This window comes from Kibdelosporangium aridum (genome assembly GCF_900176515.1).
GTDB lineage: Bacteria > Actinomycetota > Actinomycetes > Mycobacteriales > Pseudonocardiaceae > Kibdelosporangium > Kibdelosporangium aridum.
This window is the reverse complement of sequence record NZ_FWXV01000003.1, coordinates 554317-571088: the sequence shown is the minus strand read 5'-3', so window position 1 is coordinate 571088 and position 16772 is coordinate 554317. Positions and strand designations below refer to the sequence as shown.

Genomic DNA, 16772 nt, shown 5'->3' with positions numbered 1-16772 from the left:
CTGTCAGACCCCGCCGATACCTTGGCCTGACAGGGGAGCCACCGATGTCGGGTATTGACGCCAAGGGTGGCCGTCGTGGCATGAAGGTGATGCCGTTGCTGGTGGCAGCGATGGCAGCCGCCGGATGCACGGAGGGCGGGTTCGGCGGGCTGTACAACACTCCGCTGCCGGGTGGTGCGGACATCGGTGACCACCCGTACACGGTCACTGCCCAGTTCGGGGATGTCCTCGATCTTGTGCCGCAGGCCAGCGTGAAGGTCAACGACGTGTCTGTCGGCCGGGTCTCCAAGATCGAACTGTCGCCGGACAACAAGATGGCCGTGGTGACCCTGGTCGTCAACGGCGCGGTGACATTGCCCGCGAACGCCGGCGCCGAACTGCGGCAGTCCAGTCTGCTGGGCGAGAAGTACGTCCAGTTGCGCGAGCCTGTCGGCGAGCCGCCGCAAGGCCAGTTGGGCAATGGCGCGGTCGTGCCGTTGAGCCGCACCAACCGCAACCCCGAAGTCGAAGAGGTGCTGGGCGCGCTGTCGATGCTGCTCAACGGCGGCGGTGTCGAGCAACTACGGACGATTGTCGGCGAACTCAACAAGGCGTTGTCTGGCAACGAGACGCAGATCCGGGAACTGCTGGTCAACGTGAAGACCCTCGTGTCGACATTGGACGGGCAGCGCGGCAACATCGTTCGTGCGATCGACGGGCTGAACAAGCTTTCCGGCACATTGCTCGCCCAGACCGGCAATCTCACCAACGCGCTGGACAACCTGTCCCCGGGCTTGAAGGTGCTGGAGCAGCAGCGGGCTCAACTGACTGGGATGTTGACCGCGCTGGACACCCTGTCGGGCGTCGCCGTGGATACGGTCAACCGCAGCAAGGCCGATCTGGTCGCGGACCTGAGGCTGCTGGAGCCGACCTTGCGCAAGCTCGTTGAGACCGGCGACAAGCTCCCGATCGCGCTGGAGTACCTGGTCACGTATCCGTATCCGTCCTATGCGGTCAATGCCGTGCGCGGTGACTACTTCAATGTGGATGCCCGGCTCAGCCTCGACTTCACCGAGATGATCAACAACCTGTCCAACTCCGGGCAGACGTTGATCGCGCCGCCTGGCCAGCCGTACGGCAACAACACCGGGCCGCTGCCGTTGCCGATTCCCGTGCCGATCCTCCCCGATCTGCTGCCGCAGAACGGGACACCGCCTGCCAACCAGGGGCCGCTCGCCGGGCTGCTGGGGACCTTGCTGGGAGGTGGCTGATGCTGACCCGAGGCGTCAAGTGGCGGTTCGTGGCGTTCATCGTGATCGCCGTGGTCGCTGTGACGTACGCGGGCGCCCGATACGCCGGGCTGGACCGGCTTTTCGGGGCCAGCGGATACGTCGTGACGATGCAACTGCGTGACTCTGGTGGGATCTTCACCAACGCCGAGGTCACGTATCGCGGAGTGACCGTTGGCCGGGTCGGCGAGATGCACCTCGTGGAGGACGGGGTGAACGTCGAACTCGTGATGGAGACCGGGCATTCGATCCCCGCCGACACGAAAGCCGTGGTGGCCAACCGGTCCGCGATCGGCGAGCAGTACGTGGACCTGCAGCCTGGTGGTCAGCGCGGACCTTATCTGGCGGCGGGATCGGTGATTCCCAGGGACCGCACGAGCATCCCACCGGCGACCGAGACGATGTTGTCCAACTTGGACGGGCTCGTTCGGAGTGTCCCGGTCGACTCGTTGCGCACGGTCGTGGACGAGTTGAACACCGCGTTCGCCGGAACAGGCAACGACTTGCAGTTGCTGCTGGACTCGGCGGGGCAGTTCACCGCCACCGCGACCCAGCACTTGCCGCAGACGACCGGCTTGCTGAGCACTGGGCGGACCGTCCTGGAACGCCAGCAGGCCGACGCTCAGCAGTTGATCGCGTTCTCGTCGGGGCTGCGCAAGCTGTCCGAGCAGTTGAAGACGTCGGACCCGGACCTGCGCAAGCTGATCGAGGTCACGCCGGCCGTGGCCGACCAGGTCGTGGACATCCTGCGCAGGTCCGGCCCGGACCTGGGCGTCGTGTTCGCGAACCTGCTGACCACCACCTCGATCACGACCAGCCGGACGGCCGCGATCGAGCAGTTCATGGTCGCCTACCCGGTGATCTCCGCGTTCACGCCGAGCACGGCACCGGACGGCACCGGGCACCTCGGGATCATGCTGAACTTCTTCGACCCGCCACCCTGCGTGAAGGGCTACGAAGGCACGAAACAACGCTCGGCCAGCCAGACCGAGCCCATCCCGGTGAACCGCAACGCCTACTGCGCCGAGCCGCCGAACAGCCCGATCGGTGTGCGCGGTTCACAGAACGCACCTTTCGCGGGCGTCCCGAAACAGGTCTCACCGGGTGGTCAGGCCACGCAGCAGTCGCCGCGGCTTCCAGGGGTTCTCTCGCTGAACCGTGGCAGCACCGGTTTGCAGAACATCGGCCAGTTGCTAGGTTTGCCCAGGTGATCGGTCGGATTCTGGTTGTGCTCGCGGTGCTGGCGGTGGCCGCGGCCGGTTTTACGGGCTGGCGCTGGTGGACGTCCGCGAACAGTTCGGAAGCCGATCTGGCCAAGCAACGCGACGCCGTGCTCGAGGTGGGAGTACGGCAGGTCATCGAGTTGAACACAGTGGACTACCAGAACCTCGACGCCGACTTCGACCGCTGGCGGGAAGCGTCAACCGGGCCGCTGCTCGAACGCCTCAACCGCAACCGGGACACCGACAGGCAGGCCGCCTTGGGTGCCAAGACGGTCGCCAGAGCGAACCCGGTCGTCGCCGCGATCACGACCATGAACACGTACAGCGGCACAGCGAACATGATCGCCGCGGTCGAGGTCTCGGTAAGCCAGAACGGCGCCCAGCCAACGACCAGCGTAAGCCGATGGGACGTGGACCTCGCGAGGACAGACATGGGGTGGAAGGTCAGCGCGCTGGAGGTGGTCGGAACATGAAGCCCACCATCGCAGGCATCCTCGGCGGCGTGATCATCCTATGTGGCTGCGCGGCGCTCTGGTTCTCGTTGTCCCGATCGCCAGGCCCCGCGAACACCGCCCTCGTTGACGTCGCGGGCACAAACGCCGTGACCGACCAAGTCGGACGCGCCTTGCGCACGGTGTTCTCGTACGACCCGAGCCAGATGGACCGGACTTCCGTTGCCGCCCAAGAGGTTCTGACAGGCGCGGCGATGCAGCAGTACAACACGGACTTTGAGGCGGCCAAGAAGCACGCCGCTGAGACCAAGCAGGTGCTCACCACCGCCGTGCGCTCGATCGGCGTGACGGACCTAGACCCGGACTCCGCCCGTCTCCTGGTTTTCATCGACCGCCAGACCGTCCAAGGCGACAAGCACGAGTCCGCCGCGGCCCAACTGCTGATCAACGCGGAGAAGGTCGGGGAAACCTGGAAGATCAGCGATATCCGGTTCCTCTAAGGGCTCGTGAGCGTTTCGCCGGTTCCCACCGGTCGGAAACTCTCACGAGAGTCCAAGGTCTCCTGAGATCGCTTCGGCCGTGGCCAGGAGTGGCGGGACCAGGTCGGCGTGCACGCTCTCGATCGGCCTGCTGACGTGGGTGGAGATGTTGATCGCCGCGATCACCTTGCCTTTGTTGCGGATCGGGGCGGCGATCGAGCGCAGGCCGTGCTCCAGTTCCTCGTCCACCATGCTCCAGCCTTGGGCGCGGACGCGCGACAACTCTGACTTCAGCTCGGCGGGGTCGGTGATCGTCCGGTCGGTCAACGCGGTCAACGTCGTCGTGGCGAGGAAGTCGTCCAGGTTGTCCTGGGCGGCAAGCATTACGCGGCCCATCGAGGTCGCGTGCGCTGGGAAGCGGGTGCCGATCTCGATCATCACCTTCATGATCCGCTTGGTGGGGACGCGGGCGACGTAGACGATGTCCGGGCCGTCCAGGACGGACACCGAGCAGGACTCGTGGACTTCGCCTGCCAGCTTTTCCAGGTGTGGCTGGGCGACGTCGGGCAGGCCGAGGCTCGACAGGTACGAGTAGCCGAGTTCAAGGACCTTGGGGCGCAACGTGAACAGCCGCCCGTCGGTACGCATGTAGCCCAGGTCGACCAACGTGAGCAGGAACCTGCGGGCGGCGGCCCTGGTCAGGCCGGTGACCCTGGCGACATCGCTGAGCGTCATCTCGGGGTGGTCGCCGTCGAACGCTCTGATGACCGCGAGGCCGCGTTCCAATGACTGCACGAAGTCGCTCATCGTCGTAACGCCCGATCTATGAACTCGTCGGCCGAACCCAGGTAACCGGCCGGATCCAGTGCTTTGTCTATGTCTTCTTCGGACAGCCGGACCCGTGGGTCCTTGAGCAACGCCGCGCGGAACGGGTGCCCGGATGTCGCGATCTCCTTGACGATGCCCGCGGCTGCGGCCCGTCCGATTGCCGGGGCCAGCGCGGTGACGACGGCTTCGGCCATCACCAGGCCACCGGTCATGTCCACATTGGCACGCATCCGGTCCCGGTCCACTCGCAGCCCGGCCACCAGGTCCCGGGTGCGGGTGCACGCTGTGCTCAGAATGCTGAACATTGAATTCAGAGTTTCCCATTCAGCATGCCAAGCACCCGCCGCCCGTTCGTGCTCCTGCGGCATGGCGGCGAGCATGGTCGCCACGAGACCGGGGATCTGTTTGGCAGCGGCGGTGATCAGCACGGACCGGACCGGATTTTGCTTGTGCGGCATGGTCGACGAGCCGCCGCCGGACGACTCCGCGACCTCACCGACCTCGGTCTGCGCCAGCAGCGTCACGTCCAAGGCGATCTTGCCGAGCACCCCGGCAAGGACACCGAGCGCACCGGCGAGCTCGCCCAGCCTGGTCCGGTTGGTGTGCCACGGAATCAGCGGCTCGGCGAGGCCCAGCTCCGCAGCGAACAGCCGTGGCACCTCGGTATTGCTGAACACCGACAACGTTCCCACGGCCCCGCCGAGCTGAGCGGCGAACCGGACCCGTCTGAGGTTCGAGGCCGCTTCATCCAGAGCCACCAGCCAACCCGCGCACTTGAGCCCGAACGTTGTGGGCAAGGCGTGCTGCATCAGCGTGCGCGCGATCATGATCGTGTGCCGGTGCTCATCGGCCAACCTGGCGCAAGCATCCGCGGCAGCGTCCACATCAGCCACCATGCCCGCGACAGCGTTCTTGGCCACCAGTATCACGGCCGTGTCCATGATGTCCTGGCTGGTAGCTCCGAAGTGGACATACCGGCTTGCTTCGTCGGACACGCGGCCGCGCATCGCTTGAACCAACGGAACCACGGGATTTCCCGGCCCGACGGCCTGTCTGCCGATCTCCGCCGGGTCGAACTCGGCTGGGCACTGCGAGATCTCGGTGGCTGCGGAAGCGGGGATCACGCCTGCCTTGGCCAGCGCAGTGGCGAGCGCCTTCTCGGCGTCCACCATGGCCCGCAACCACGCCTGGTCGTCCCGTGCCCCGAATAGTTCGTCGAACACGAGGTCAGCCTGCCAGTTTCCGCAACGCGGTCAACTCGGCGCCGGTCGGCGCGGGAGTCTCGGTCAGGTCGGGCGACACCTTCAAGTCCCAGCCGGTCGCCTCGATCGCCTTGGCCACCTCGACTCCAGGGTGGATCTGGGTGAGCGTGAACTCGCCGTCGACCGGCCGCAGCACACCGAGATCGGTGATGATCATCTGCGGGCCCGCGCCGGTGAACGACGACCGGTCGCCCTGGCCGACGGACGTGATGAAGTCGAGCTTGTCGATGAACGTGCGCTTGCTCTGGCGAACCACGATCACGACTTCCTTGCACGACGCGGCGATCTCCGGCGCCCCGCCCGCCCCGGGCAGCCGCACCTTGGGATCGGCGTAGTCGCCGATCACGGTCGTGTTGATGTTGCCGTACTTGTCCAGCTGTGCCGCGCCGAGGAAGCCGACGTCGATCCGGCCGGGCTGCAGCCAGTAGTTGAAGATCTCCGGCACGCTGACCAAGGAATCAGCTGTCTCGGCGAGAATACCGTCGCCAATGGACAGTGGCAGCCGGTCAGGCTTCGCGCCGATGCAGCCGGACTCGTAGATCAGCACGAGGTCCGGCGCGTGTGTCGCACGGGCGAGGTTCGCCGCTGTACTGGGCAGGCCGATGCCGACAAAGCAGGAGGCGCCGTCTTTCAGAACCCGCGCAGCCGCGACGGTCATCATCTCGTCGGTTGTATACGTCATCGGACCTCCTTCTCAAGCCAGCGCTGAAACTCGTCCCGATCGCGACTGATGGCGTCCCATGCCTTGTAGTACTCGTTGTCCCGTACGTAGTAGTCGTGGGCGTACGACGGATGCGCGCCGTTCGGTGCTTCAGCGATGGCCGTGACGACCCAGCTCGGCAGCGTGACCGCGTTGGGACGCGGATCGAGAACGTCGACGATCTCCTCGACCGTGACCAGGGACCGCTTGGCCGCGAGCACGGCCTCCTTCTGCACCCCGGTGATGCCCCAGAGCTGCACGTTTCCCTTCCGGTCCGCGCGCTGGGCGTGGATGACCGCCACGTCCGGGTTCAGTGCGGGCACCGCGGTGAGCGTCTGTCCGGTGAACGGGCACGTGATCGGTTTGATCGTGTCGGTCTGTTTCGGCAGGTCAGTGCCCGTATAGCCGCGCAACACAGCGAACGGGAGCCCGGACGCGCCAGCGGCGTAACGGTTGGCCATGCCCGCGTGGCTGTGTTCCTCGATCTCCAGCGGCACCGGCCATGAGTGCTGGACGGCGTCGCGGAAGCGGTGCAGCGAACCGACCCCGGGGTTCCCGCCCCACGAGAAGATCAGTTTTCGCGCGCAGCCCGCGCCGATCAGCTGGTCGTAGATCAGGTCCGGGGTCATCCGCACGAGCGTGAGGTTCTTGCGGCCCTGCCGGATGATCTCGTGCCCGGCCGCGAACGGGATCAAATGCGTGAAGCCTTCCAGCGCGACCTGGTCACCGTCGTGCACCAGGTCGGCGACGGCCTCCGCCAACGACGTTATCGACGCCATTACGCCTCCGTGTTGCCCGCGCCAGCAGTGTGTGCGCAATGCGAACGACAATTCGCATCTCGAACATTGTCTCAGGATGAACCGTAGAAGCCAAATGAGACGTAGCTCACGGCAGAGGGGCGGAATGAAATGAGTCCGCTTTACGTCATACGGGTGACAGGTGTGCGACTCGTGGGGGATACGGGTGTACACGCTGTGTGAAGGGAGAGGGGACCATGACCAACGCAACTGTGGGGGAGACACCGATCTTCGACGAACTGCGCGAGCTGTTCGGCAAATGGGAGATCGAAGAGCTGATCGGTCGCGCCGAGAACGACTCGGAACGCTGACCTCGCTCGGCGTGTCGATGAGGGTGCGACACGGTTGATGGGGTAGTACGAAGTGCATGATTTCCACCGAATGCGTGCTGTGCAGCCGGGGAATCGACCACTGTCACGGCAGCCTTGTCGTACACAGTGACGGCACAGCCGAATGCACCGACGTCACCTGTATCGAACTGGAAGTCGACACGCACGAGCTGGTGCTCGAGTGCGTGCAGCTCACCGGGGGCTGCACCTGCACCGAAGTCAGGATCACCGCCTGAGCGCCTTGGGCCGCCAGCCCATCGCACGTGAGATGCCGTGACCCGCGGCGCGGACCGCGGGCACGAGCGTGTGTGCGTCCGTTTCGATCGGCACGACGATGGACAACGCCGCGATGACGGTGTTTGACGCGTCCCGGATCGGCGCGGCGATCGACTGCGTGATCATTTCGATCTGCCGGTCGCTGACCACGTAACCGTCCCGCCGGGCGGCGGCCAGGGTCTCGCGCAGCTGTTTCGTCGTGGAGATCGTCTTCGCGGTGAAGCGCTCCAGTGGTGCCGCGAAGACGCGTTCCCGCACGTCATCGTCGGCGTGCGCGAGCAGGATCAGCCCGACGCCGGTCGCGTGCAGCGGCATCCGGCTGCCCACCCTGGTCAGGATGCTGACCGCGCCACGTGCCGAAATCCGCTCAAGGTAGACCGCGTCAAGGTCATCCCGCACGGCCAGTTGCACGTTCTGCCTCGTCGCCTCGTAAAGGTCCTCGAGGAACGGCATCGCCCGCTCGCGCAGGCTCAAACTGCCTGGTGAGAGCGATCCGATCGCCAGCAGCCGCAGGCCGATCCGGTACCGCCCGTCCGCGCCGCGAGTCAGCCCACCCCAGTCGGTCAGCTCCGCGACCAGCCGATGGGTCGTGCTCAGCGGCAGGTCGGCCAACGTGCTGAGCTCGGAGAGCGTCAGCGCCGGCTTGGTCTCGGAGAACGCGTCCAGCAGCCGGAACACCCGGCTGGACACCGACTCGCCTGTCATGACTCCAAGTGTGCCTTCCGGTGAGTGGAAACTAGAGTCGCTGACGTGGCGATTTTCCGTAACTCTTCAGTCATGCGCACTCAGGTGGCGATCGTCGGGGCCGGACCGGCCGGTCTGCTGTTGTCGCACTTGCTCTGGCTGGACGGCATCGACTCGGTGATCCTGGAGAACCGCAGCCGGGACTACGTCGAACGGCGAGTGCGCGCCGGCGTGTGCGAAGACCCGACTGTGAAGCTCCTGCGGGACGTCGGGCTGGCCGAGCGACTCGACCGGGAAGGCTTGCCGCACCACGGCATCGTCCTGCGGTTCGACGGCGAGGACCACCGGATCGCGCTGACCGATCTGACCGGCCGGACGATCACTGTCTACGGGCAGCAGGAGATCGTCAAAGACCTGATCGCTGCGCGGCTCAAGGCGGGCGCGCAGATCCACTTCGAAGTCTCCGACGTCGAAGTGCACGACGTGACCGGCGACCGGCCGCGAGTGACCTATAAGGACTCCGCCGGTGCCGTCCAGGAGATCCAGGCGGACGTGATCGCGGGCTGCGACGGCTTCCACGGCGTCAGCCGACCGTCCATTCCGGACAGTGAACTGACCGTGTACGACCACGTGTACCCGTTCGCCTGGCTCGGCGTTCTTGTCAAGGCGCCGCCCGCGAACGACGAGTTGATCTACGCGAACCACGAGCGCGGTTTTGCGTTGCACAGCATGCGTACGCCCGAAGTGACACGGCTTTACCTGCAGGTCGACCCGTCGGACTCGCTCGACCAGTGGTCTGACGCCCGGATCTGGGACGAACTGCATGCGCGGTTCGCCATCGACGGGGATTTCTCGCTGCACGAGGGCCCGATCCTGGAGCGGTTGCTCTCGCCGATGCGCAGCTTCGTCGTCGAACCGATGCGGTACGGCCGGTTGTTCCTCGCGGGCGACTCCGCGCACATCGTGCCGCCGACCGGTGCCAAGGGGATGAACCTCGCCGTACACGACGTCCTGGTGTTGTCGCGTGCTTTCAAGGAACTTCTGCAGTCCGGACGCACCGACCTTGCGGAGTCCTATTCGGACACTTGCCTGCGCAGGGTCTGGCGTGCCGAGCACTTCTCGTACTTCATGACCAGCATGCTGCACCGGGCGCACGACGCCGACCCGTTCCAGCACCGGTTGCAGCTTTCCCAACTGCGGTACACCGCATCGTCGACCGCCGCCGCCACCAGCCTCGCCGAGAACTACGTCGGCCTACCGTTCCCGTAGGAGGAAACCGTTGTATCTACGCGATGCGCCCGGCACTCATCCGCCACTGGACAGCCCGGGGTACAAGTCGACGGCGCTCCGGCACCCGTTGCAGCGTCCGGTCCTGTTGCCGCAGAAGCTGACCGAGATCACGGGGCCGTTGCTGGGCGAAGGCAGGCTCGGGGCCAACGACAACGACCTGACCGCACAGCACGCCGGTGAGCCGCAAGGCCAGCGGATCATCGTGCACGGCAGGCTGTTGGACGGCAACGGCAAGCCCGTGCCGAACTCGTTGGTGGAGATCTGGCAGGCGAACGCGGGCGGTCGCTACAAGCACGTCCAGGACCGCTGGCCGAGCCCGCTCGACCCGAATTTCGACGGTGTCGGGCGGACTTTGACCGACGCCGAGGGCCGGTACACGTTCACCACGATCAAACCGGGCGCGTACCCGTGGCAGAACCACGACAACGCTTGGCGTCCCGCGCACATCCACTTCTCGGTGTTCGGACGGTCGTTCACACAGCGCCTGGTCACCCAGATGTACTTCCCGGACGACCCGCTGTTCGCCCAGGACCCGATCTTCAACTCGGTCCCGGATCCGGCGGCCCGAGCCCGGATGATCTCGTCGTTCGACATCTCGCGGACGATTCCGAACTGGGCCTTGGCTTTCTCGTTCGACATCGTGCTGCGTGGCCAGGACGCCACGCCTTTCGAGGAGGAGGTGGACGACGCATGAGCGAGCTTGCGAGCGAATCATTCAACACAGTGAAGTTGTCATGCGACGGACTCGACCACAGCGGAGGCAACGCATGACGACTCCTTCGCAGACCGTCGGACCGTACCTGTCGATCGGGCTTCCTTGGCCCGACGGCCCGACTGTCGTCCCTCTCGACACCCCCGGCGCGATCCGGATCGTCGGCACGGTTTTCGACGGCGCGGGAAACCCCGTGCCCGACGCGTTGATCGAGACATGGCAGGCCGACCCGGACGGGCACTTCGACCACCCGGACGACCCGTCCGGCCCGCTGCGCAAGGAATTCCGTGCCTTCGGCCGCTGCCCGACCGATGTGGACGGCAACTACTGGATCTTGACGCTGTTGCCGGGTGCGATTCCCGGGCAGGCTCCGCACATCGACGTCTCGGTATTCGCCCGTGGCCTGCTGAACCGCGTGGTCACCCGGATCTATTTCGCGGACGACCCTGCGGATCCAGTGCTGTCCAGTGTGGATCCCGCGCGACGGCACACGTTGATCGCCCAGCCCACTGAGGACGGTTACCGCTTCGACATCCGCCTGCAGGGCGAGGGCGAGACGGTCTTCTTCGACGTCTAGGCGGCGGCCTGGCCGAAAGGGTGCCGCGGTCGCGGCCCTTCGACCATGGTGTGCGGGCCCGGTGGGCTTGCTGGGACAGGAAGATGGCGGTGTGGTTTCGCATGCCGCCATCCTGGAACCTCAAGTGGACTCGAAGTCAAGGACTTCAGTGTTCTGGCAGGCCACGAGCTTCCACTCGCCGTTCTCCTTGGACATGACGTACAGCGGCGTGCCCTCGTTACCGATCTGCTGCCCGTCGAGAGTGAGGTACCGGGCCCGCGCCTTGACGGCGGCGACATCCGGCCGGATGAACAGGATGTCGACGACCTCGTAGGCGCAGGTCGAGTCGCGCATCGCGCCGGGCAGAACCTTGTGTGTGAAGGTGGATATCTCGTCTCTGCCGGTCAGGCGCTTGCCGTGACCGGTTGTCCAGATGGCGTCGGCTCGGAACAGGCTCACGAACTCGTCCGGCAGCTCGTTCTGCTGCGAGTGCTCCACAGTGGCGATGACCTGCTTGATCGCGGCGATCTCGGTGTCCATGCCATGATCCTGGTAGCTCAACCATGCTTGAGGTCAACTGAGACCTTGGGCGAACGCGAAGACCCGACCTGGGTCGTAGCGACGGGCGATCGTGCGGAGCTTGGCGAGGTTGCTGCCGTAGTACGCCTGTGCCCAGTTGGGCATATGCGGGTCGATGTAGTTGATGTAGCCCGTCTGCCCGAATTCGCGCGCGGTTTCGTCGCGGACGTGGGCGATGGCCTGCCGGGCTGTGCCGTCGAACTCGTGCGTGACCTGCATGCTCGCGATGCTTTGCCGGTATGGGAAAGCGGTGTCGGGGCCACGGGCGATCTCGCCGCCGAAGCTGTCGAACTGCGTTGTCAGCCCCGGAGAACTGCGCAGCAGAGCCGCTGTGGCGGCCGGATCACGCAGTGGTGCACCGATCATTCGCGAAGTGGCGACGTAAGCGCCGCGGTCGAGCAGGCCAGCGTCGCTGGTCCAGTTGGGACGGCACTCCTTCAGCGACAGCTCCGAGCATCCCGCGAAGTACCGCATCGCGTCGAAGTAGCTGAACTGCTTGACTATCCGCGCAAGGGGTTGCGTACCAACGAGTCGCGTGAGCTTGTCGAGATGTGGCTGGACACCTGAGGAAGAACCGACGAAGCATCCGTCGACCCATGTGGTGGCCTGTGGATCGCCTGGAACGCTCACATTCGACCACACCTCGTCGGGTACGGGCCAAGACTGCCAGCCGCCAAGCAAAGCGGGCAGCGCGGCGGCCGGGAACTCCAGTGCGAACACGGTCAGGTCAGTAGCGGGGGCAGTCTGGAAGGTGAACGACGTGACAATGCCGAAGTTCCCGCCGCCACCACCCCGCAACGCCCAGAACAGCTCAGGTTCCTGCACCGCGGAAACAGTCCGCAGCCTGCTGTCCGCGGTGACGATCTGAGCAGACACAAGCCGGTCACACGTCAGGCCGTACTTCCGTGCTGTGACGCCGATCCCGCCGCCCAACGTCAGTCCGGCGATGCCCACTGAAGGGCAGGTTCCGCCGGGAAGCAGTCGCCCTGCTTGAGCAAGGGTCGCATAGACGTCGATCAGCTGAGCGCCAGCGCCGATCACGGCCGTGCCGTCCGGGTAGAGCTGGATTCCGGCGAGCTGGCGTAGATCCACGACCAGGCTGCCGTCTCGTGTGGAGTATCCGGCGTAGCTGTGGCCTCCGCTGCGTGCGCTCACCGGTGTCCTGGTGGCGGCCGCGAATTCCACACAGGCCTGGACGTCCTCGATCCGCGTGCAGCGAGCGACGGCGGCCGGGCGCTGTCCATCGTGGATTGTGAAGTACCCCTGCCGTGCCGCGGCGTAGCCAGCATCCTGTGGCAGGTAAAGAGGTCCGGCGAGTCGTCTGCGCAACCGGTCCCAGTCGGGCGGTGCGGCCATGCCGAAACCGGTCATGGCCGCACCCAGTCCCACGAGTAGGTCACGCCTGCTCACCGTCATGATTCATGACGTTAACCACTGTCGGACTACTCCGCGAGCGAAGCGTCCAGCGTGATGGTCGTGCCCGCGAGCGCCTTGGAGATCGGGCAGGTCTTCTCGGCGGTCGCCGCGAGCTCGGCGAACTTGTCCTTGTCGAGGCCGTCGACCTTGGCGACCAGCGTCACCGCGATCTCGGTGAGCTTGAAGCCGCCCTCGGGGTCCGGTCCGAGCGTGACCTCGGCGCTGACGTCCACAGTGCCCGGTGTGAAGCCCGCCTTCTTCACCGTGCCGGTGAAGTTCATCGCCAGGCAGGACGAGTGCGCCGCGGCGATCAGCTCTTCCGGGCTGGTCATGCCCTCCGGGTCGCCGGTGCGGGCCGGGAAGGTGACACGGAACTGTCCGGCGTTGGACGAGTCCAGGGTGACGTTGCCGCCACCCGTCTGCAGGTCGCCTTCCCAGTGGGTGGTCGCGTCGCGGCTTGGCATGGTCAGTGTTCTCCTTCTTGTGCTGTGGTCCGGGCGGACGTGGTGACTCGCCGCAACAGATCCATGAGTACACCGAGGTCCTGGTTGTTCAGGCCCAGTGCGCATCCGATCGCGGGTGGGATCGCCACTGCGCGTTCGCGCATCGCGACACCCTCCGGCGTCAGGCTCACCACGACGCTTCGCTCGTCGTCCGCCTGTCGCTTGCGTTGCACCAGCCCACGCGCCTCCAGCCGCTTGAGCAGCGGGGAGACGGTGCCGTAGTCGAGGTGTAGGGCGGCACCGATCTGCTTGATCGGCTGGTTGTCCCGCTCCCACAGCACCAGCATCACGAGGTACTGCGGATATGTCAGGTCCAGCTCGGCAAGCAGTGGCCGGTACACGTCCGTGACCGCCCTGGACGCCGCGTACAACGCGAAGCAGGCCTGCTCGTCGAGCAGAAGGAGGTTCCTGGCGTCCGGCTCGGTCATAACCGAACCCTAGCGCGCGATTACATCGTGTGCAAGATATCGGCTTGGAAATGCCAGATGACCATCTGTGGACCGGTGGCGGCGTACGCGGCCTCCGGCGCCAACGCGGCCAACGACCACGGCCAGACATCCCACGGACCGGGGCTGTCGGTCTTCTCGAGCATCGAGGCGCTCCGCAGTTCCTCACAGCGCCGGACCGTGAGGCCGTTGCTGAGCGACGCGCGGAGGTAGTCACCCATCGAGTGGCGATACGTGACGACCCGGCACGGCTCGCCCTTCGGCCCGCGAACAGTGGGAATGGAGCCACGCAGGATGGCGTCCGGGTGCATGTCGACGACGACCAGGTGCCCACCGGGCCGCAACACCCTGGCGAACTCCGCGAAAATGGGCCCGAGGTCCGGGTTGTGCGTCAGCGCGAGCCCGCACAGGATCAGGTCCACCTCGTCGACCGGCAGGTGATGCAGAGTGCCTTCGCGGAACTCGCTGTCCGGCAAGCGTTTGCGGGCCCGCTCGAGCATGTCCGGCGAACTGTCCACACCGATCACGCGGTGTCCCTGCCCGGCAAGGAGTTCCGCGTACCGGCCGGTCCCGCAAGCCGCGTCCAACGCCATACCCGCAGGCACGTCCGCGAGGATCTCCTTGAGGATGGGCACATCCATCTCGAAGACCGGGTTGGACGGACTGTCGTACGTGGCCGACCAGGTCCGGTAACCGTCCACTGTGCTCACCGGAGTGACCTCGACAGCCTGGGTGAGCTGCTCGTTGTCCAGCAGCTCACGGATCTCCGCGAGTCTGGCTTCGATGAAGTCCCGGTCGTGCTCACCGATGAATCCCTGCAGCAACGCGATGCCTTGAAGGCCGAGGACGTACGCCAACGGGTGTTCGTGGATCACGGGATAACGCAAAACTCGTTGCCTTCCGGGTCGTTGAGGAGGTGATGACCTTCGTGTTTCGCGACGAGTGTCGCGCCGAGTGCCAGTACCGCGTTGACGTCACCGTCGATGTCCAGGTGGACGCGGTTCTTCACGGTCTTCGGCTCAGGCACCAGCACCAGGAAGATCCGAGGTGGCGCGCCGTCAAGGCGTTGCAGCAGGACAGTGGGGTCGTCCTCCGGCGACTCGACTCCGATACTTCGCAGCCGGGCTAGTTCCTCGTCGTCGTAAGGGGCGATTTCGTAGTCGTCCAGCACGGCCGCCCAGAACCGGGCGAGCGACGCGGGGTGCTTGCAGTCGATGACAATGTCACGCAGGCGAGCCATTCACCGCATGGTGCCAGCTGGAAACCGGACTGTCGCGCGAATTCCGCCCCCGGGCCGCGGCGTCAGCTCGAGAGAGGCGTTGTGGGCACGGACAACAGCGTTGACGATCGCCAGACCGAGACCCGTTCCGTTGCTGTTCAAGCGGTCCTGACTGCCCCGGCGGAACGGCTCGGTCAAGGTGGCGAGCCGCTCAGCCGGCACCACTTCGCCGGTGTTCTCCACGCACAACGAGTCCGACGTGGTGCTGACCCAGACTTCCCGGCCGTGGGTGAAGGCGTTGCGGACCAGGTTGTCCACCATAAGGTCCAGCAGCGTCGGATCGCCGCGCACGGTCAAAGGTTGCAGCGACAGCGAAGCACCCGGCGCGCGGACAAGCGAGTCGACCCGCACGGGCTCGACCTTGGTCACGCCGTGCTCGCTCCACGCGAGTTCCAGCAGGCCGTTGACCAGACGTTCCTGACGGTCCAGCACTGGGCCGAGCGAACTGGCCAATTCGCGCAGCGGGGGCGGGGCGTCGGGCGCGCAGGCGGCGACCTCGACCAGAGTTCGCTGTGTGGTCATCGGGCCGCGTAGCTCATGTGCCGCGTTGGCGGCGAAATGGCTTTGGGCATCGAACGATCGCTGCAGACGGGCCAGCATGTCGTTGAAGGTTTCGGCCAGCTCGCGCATTTCGTCCTGCGGACCGCTGACCGGGATGCGTTCGTGCAGGTTCTGCTGGGAAAGCCGCCGTGCGGTGCCGGAGACGACGTGCACCGGCCGCAGCACCCGACCGGCAAGTAGCCAGCCAAGCCCGGCTGAACCCACGGTCAGCACGCCGATCCCGATCCCGGCGCCGAGCATCAACCGGTCCAGCAGTTCGGTGCGTGCCTGTGCCTTGATGTCCACGCCGAGCTGGTCGATCTGGGACTTCTCCATCACGACAACCTTGTTCGCCGGGATCTTGGGTTCGGCATTGGCCCGGTTGGGCGTGAACGCGAGCACGATGACGATCACCGCCAACACAGCGCCGGAGAACGCGATCAACGCGGAGAACAGCAAAGTCAGCCGGGTGCGCGCGGTGAGTCTCATCGGATCTGATATCCCGCGCCGACCACCGTGCCGATCACAGGCGGTTCGCCGAGCTTCTTGCGCAGCGTCCCGACCGTGGTGCGCATGCTGTTGGTGAACGGGTCGGCGTGCTCGTCCCACGCGCGGTCGAGCAGCTCTTCGGCGCTGACCACCGCGCCATCCGCCGAAAGCAGGACGTACAACACGGCGAACTCCTTAGGGGACAAGCGAATGAACCGGCCATCGCGGAACACCACGCGCTGCGCCGGGTCGAGTGTGATCCCGGCGCGGGAGACCACCGGGGCACGGGCGGGCGCTGACCGACGCAGCAAGGCGTGCACACGGGCGACCAGCTCGTCGAACGCGAAAGGTTTCGGCAGGTAGTCGTCGGCGCCGAGGTTCAACCCGGAGACCCGGTCACGCACGGTCGAAGCGGCCGTCAGCATCAGAATCCGGGTGCTGTCGCCGGTCAGTTGTCTGCAGACCTCGTCGCCGTGCACACCAGGCAGGTCACGGTCGAGCACGACCACGTCATATCGCGTGACCGCCGCGCACTCCAAGGCTCGCGCGCCATCGACTGCCACGTCGACGCTCATCGCGTGCCGCCGCAGGCCACGGGCGATCGCCTCAGCCAGCACGGCGTCATCCTCGACGACAAGCACACGCATACGTCCCAGTAGACACC

General features: G+C 65.8%; 21 protein-coding genes. 8 read left to right on the top strand and 13 right to left on the bottom strand.

The window, feature by feature from the left end; translation table 11 throughout:
• Positions 1–44 precede the first annotated feature (44 nt).
• Genes B9C43_RS21630 through B9C43_RS21615 form a run of 4 tightly spaced genes read left to right on the top strand, consistent with a single transcriptional unit; the run spans position 45 to position 3443 of the window.
• Positions 45–1250 (top strand): MCE family protein, encoded by a 1206-nt coding sequence (locus B9C43_RS21630; RefSeq protein ID WP_407657112.1) that lies wholly within the window; start codon positions 45–47, stop codon positions 1248–1250.
• Positions 1250–2479 (top strand): MCE family protein, encoded by a 1230-nt coding sequence (locus B9C43_RS21625; RefSeq protein WP_084428679.1) that lies wholly within the window; start codon positions 1250–1252, stop codon positions 2477–2479. The genes B9C43_RS21630 and B9C43_RS21625 overlap by 1 nt, the downstream gene beginning before the upstream one ends.
• Complete coding sequence (locus tag B9C43_RS21620) at positions 2476–2964, top strand: hypothetical protein (protein WP_084428678.1); 489 nt, start codon at positions 2476–2478, stop codon at positions 2962–2964. The genes B9C43_RS21625 and B9C43_RS21620 overlap by 4 nt, the downstream gene beginning before the upstream one ends.
• Positions 2961–3443 carry a hypothetical protein gene (locus B9C43_RS21615; protein WP_084428677.1) on the top strand — a complete coding sequence of 161 codons (483 nt, stop codon included), beginning with the start codon at positions 2961–2963 and terminating at the stop codon, positions 3441–3443. Before B9C43_RS21620 ends, B9C43_RS21615 begins: the two co-directional genes overlap by 4 nt.
• 42 nt (positions 3444–3485) lie before the next feature.
• Here B9C43_RS21615 and B9C43_RS21610 read toward each other — a convergent pair whose 3' ends face one another.
• From B9C43_RS21610 to B9C43_RS21595, 4 genes are read right to left on the bottom strand one after another with little or no spacing between them, the layout of a single operon-like run.
• Entirely contained in the window at positions 3486–4229 is a 744-nt protein-coding gene (locus B9C43_RS21610; protein WP_033381392.1) for an IclR family transcriptional regulator domain-containing protein, read from the bottom strand.
• Positions 4226–5473, bottom strand: a complete 1248-nt coding sequence (pcaB, locus tag B9C43_RS21605; RefSeq protein WP_235038752.1) for a 3-carboxy-cis,cis-muconate cycloisomerase — start codon at positions 5471–5473, stop codon at positions 4226–4228. Before pcaB ends, B9C43_RS21610 begins: the two co-directional genes overlap by 4 nt.
• Before the next feature lie 4 nt (positions 5474–5477).
• Complete coding sequence (locus B9C43_RS21600) at positions 5478–6194, bottom strand: CoA-transferase subunit beta (protein WP_084428676.1); 717 nt, start codon at positions 6192–6194, stop codon at positions 5478–5480.
• Entirely contained in the window at positions 6191–6991 is an 801-nt protein-coding gene (locus tag B9C43_RS21595; protein ID WP_084428675.1) for a CoA transferase subunit A, read from the bottom strand. Before B9C43_RS21595 ends, B9C43_RS21600 begins: the two co-directional genes overlap by 4 nt.
• 385 nt (positions 6992–7376) lie before the next feature.
• Here B9C43_RS21595 and B9C43_RS21590 point away from each other — a divergent pair, with 385 nt between their 5' ends.
• The gene (locus tag B9C43_RS21590) at positions 7377–7574 is read left to right on the top strand and encodes a hypothetical protein (protein ID WP_033381389.1); all 198 of its coding nucleotides are present in this window, start codon (positions 7377–7379) and stop codon (positions 7572–7574) included.
• Here the strand turns inward: B9C43_RS21590 and B9C43_RS21585 are convergent.
• Positions 7564–8319: an IclR family transcriptional regulator gene (locus tag B9C43_RS21585; RefSeq protein ID WP_084428674.1), complete on the bottom strand. Its 756-nt coding sequence runs from the start codon at positions 8317–8319 to the stop codon at positions 7564–7566. The two genes, B9C43_RS21590 and B9C43_RS21585, sit on opposite strands and share 11 nt — an antisense overlap.
• 72 nt (positions 8320–8391) lie before the next feature.
• On the opposite strand from B9C43_RS21585, the gene B9C43_RS21580 reads away from it, so the two are divergent.
• From B9C43_RS21580 to pcaG, 3 genes are all read left to right on the top strand, one after another.
• Positions 8392–9567, top strand: a complete 1176-nt coding sequence (locus tag B9C43_RS21580; protein ID WP_084428673.1) for a 4-hydroxybenzoate 3-monooxygenase — start codon at positions 8392–8394, stop codon at positions 9565–9567.
• 10 nt (positions 9568–9577) lie between these two features.
• Entirely contained in the window at positions 9578–10282 is a 705-nt protein-coding gene (pcaH, locus tag B9C43_RS21575; RefSeq protein WP_033381386.1) for a protocatechuate 3,4-dioxygenase subunit beta, read from the top strand.
• 73 nt (positions 10283–10355) lie between these two features.
• Positions 10356–10877 (top strand): protocatechuate 3,4-dioxygenase subunit alpha, encoded by a 522-nt coding sequence (gene pcaG, locus B9C43_RS21570; RefSeq protein WP_033381385.1) that lies wholly within the window; start codon positions 10356–10358, stop codon positions 10875–10877.
• A gap of 120 nt (positions 10878–10997) precedes the next feature.
• Here the strand turns inward: pcaG and B9C43_RS21565 are convergent, their stop codons facing one another.
• From B9C43_RS21565 to B9C43_RS21530, 8 genes are read right to left on the bottom strand one after another with little or no spacing between them, the layout of a single operon-like run.
• Positions 10998–11396, bottom strand: coding sequence for an SgcJ/EcaC family oxidoreductase (locus B9C43_RS21565; protein ID WP_084428672.1), 399 nt, complete (start codon positions 11394–11396; stop codon positions 10998–11000).
• Between the two features lie 33 nt (positions 11397–11429).
• The gene (locus tag B9C43_RS21560; protein ID WP_084428671.1) at positions 11430–12851 is read right to left on the bottom strand and encodes an FAD-binding oxidoreductase; all 1422 of its coding nucleotides are present in this window, start codon (positions 12849–12851) and stop codon (positions 11430–11432) included.
• Between the two features lie 26 nt (positions 12852–12877).
• Positions 12878–13315 (bottom strand): OsmC family peroxiredoxin, encoded by a 438-nt coding sequence (locus B9C43_RS21555; RefSeq protein ID WP_033381382.1) that lies wholly within the window; start codon positions 13313–13315, stop codon positions 12878–12880.
• A gap of 2 nt (positions 13316–13317) precedes the next feature.
• Positions 13318–13782, bottom strand: coding sequence for a MarR family winged helix-turn-helix transcriptional regulator (locus B9C43_RS21550; protein WP_033381381.1), 465 nt, complete (start codon positions 13780–13782; stop codon positions 13318–13320).
• 20 nt (positions 13783–13802) lie between these two features.
• Positions 13803–14675, bottom strand: coding sequence for a class I SAM-dependent methyltransferase (locus tag B9C43_RS21545; protein ID WP_084428670.1), 873 nt, complete (start codon positions 14673–14675; stop codon positions 13803–13805).
• Positions 14672–15040: a VOC family protein gene (locus B9C43_RS21540; protein WP_084428669.1), complete on the bottom strand. Its 369-nt coding sequence runs from the start codon at positions 15038–15040 to the stop codon at positions 14672–14674. Before B9C43_RS21540 ends, B9C43_RS21545 begins: the two co-directional genes overlap by 4 nt.
• The gene (locus B9C43_RS21535; protein ID WP_084428668.1) at positions 15041–16108 is read right to left on the bottom strand and encodes a sensor histidine kinase; all 1068 of its coding nucleotides are present in this window, start codon (positions 16106–16108) and stop codon (positions 15041–15043) included. It abuts the gene before it with no gap.
• Positions 16105–16755 carry a response regulator transcription factor gene (locus B9C43_RS21530; RefSeq protein WP_033381377.1) on the bottom strand — a complete coding sequence of 217 codons (651 nt, stop codon included), beginning with the start codon at positions 16753–16755 and terminating at the stop codon, positions 16105–16107. Before B9C43_RS21530 ends, B9C43_RS21535 begins: the two co-directional genes overlap by 4 nt.
• Positions 16756–16772 lie beyond the last annotated feature (17 nt).

Bases quoted from the DNA above. Each gene is read 5' to 3' on its own strand.
- B9C43_RS21590 (WP_033381389.1), top strand. From the start codon at position 7,377: ATGATTTCCACCGAATGCGTGCTGTGCAGCCGGGGAATCGACCACTGT.
- B9C43_RS21555 (WP_033381382.1), bottom strand. From the start codon at position 13,315: ATGCCAAGCCGCGACGCGACCACCCACTGGGAAGGCGACCTGCAGACG.
- B9C43_RS21560 (WP_084428671.1), bottom strand. From the start codon at position 12,851: ATGACGGTGAGCAGGCGTGACCTACTCGTGGGACTGGGTGCGGCCATG.
- B9C43_RS21580 (WP_084428673.1), top strand. From the start codon at position 8,392: ATGCGCACTCAGGTGGCGATCGTCGGGGCCGGACCGGCCGGTCTGCTG.
- pcaG (WP_033381385.1), top strand. From the start codon at position 10,356: ATGACGACTCCTTCGCAGACCGTCGGACCGTACCTGTCGATCGGGCTT.
- B9C43_RS21610 (WP_033381392.1), bottom strand. From the start codon at position 4,229: ATGAGCGACTTCGTGCAGTCATTGGAACGCGGCCTCGCGGTCATCAGA.
- B9C43_RS21535 (WP_084428668.1), bottom strand. From the start codon at position 16,108: ATGAGACTCACCGCGCGCACCCGGCTGACTTTGCTGTTCTCCGCGTTG.
- B9C43_RS21585 (WP_084428674.1), bottom strand. From the start codon at position 8,319: ATGACAGGCGAGTCGGTGTCCAGCCGGGTGTTCCGGCTGCTGGACGCG.
- B9C43_RS21600 (WP_084428676.1), bottom strand. From the start codon at position 6,194: ATGACGTATACAACCGACGAGATGATGACCGTCGCGGCTGCGCGGGTT.
- B9C43_RS21540 (WP_084428669.1), bottom strand. From the start codon at position 15,040: ATGGCTCGCCTGCGTGACATTGTCATCGACTGCAAGCACCCCGCGTCG.
- B9C43_RS21550 (WP_033381381.1), bottom strand. From the start codon at position 13,782: ATGACCGAGCCGGACGCCAGGAACCTCCTTCTGCTCGACGAGCAGGCC.
- B9C43_RS21625 (WP_084428679.1), top strand. From the start codon at position 1,250: ATGCTGACCCGAGGCGTCAAGTGGCGGTTCGTGGCGTTCATCGTGATC.
- B9C43_RS21530 (WP_033381377.1), bottom strand. From the start codon at position 16,755: ATGCGTGTGCTTGTCGTCGAGGATGACGCCGTGCTGGCTGAGGCGATC.
- B9C43_RS21565 (WP_084428672.1), bottom strand. From the start codon at position 11,396: ATGGACACCGAGATCGCCGCGATCAAGCAGGTCATCGCCACTGTGGAG.
- B9C43_RS21630 (WP_407657112.1), top strand. From the start codon at position 45: ATGTCGGGTATTGACGCCAAGGGTGGCCGTCGTGGCATGAAGGTGATG.
- B9C43_RS21615 (WP_084428677.1), top strand. From the start codon at position 2,961: ATGAAGCCCACCATCGCAGGCATCCTCGGCGGCGTGATCATCCTATGT.
- B9C43_RS21595 (WP_084428675.1), bottom strand. From the start codon at position 6,991: ATGGCGTCGATAACGTCGTTGGCGGAGGCCGTCGCCGACCTGGTGCAC.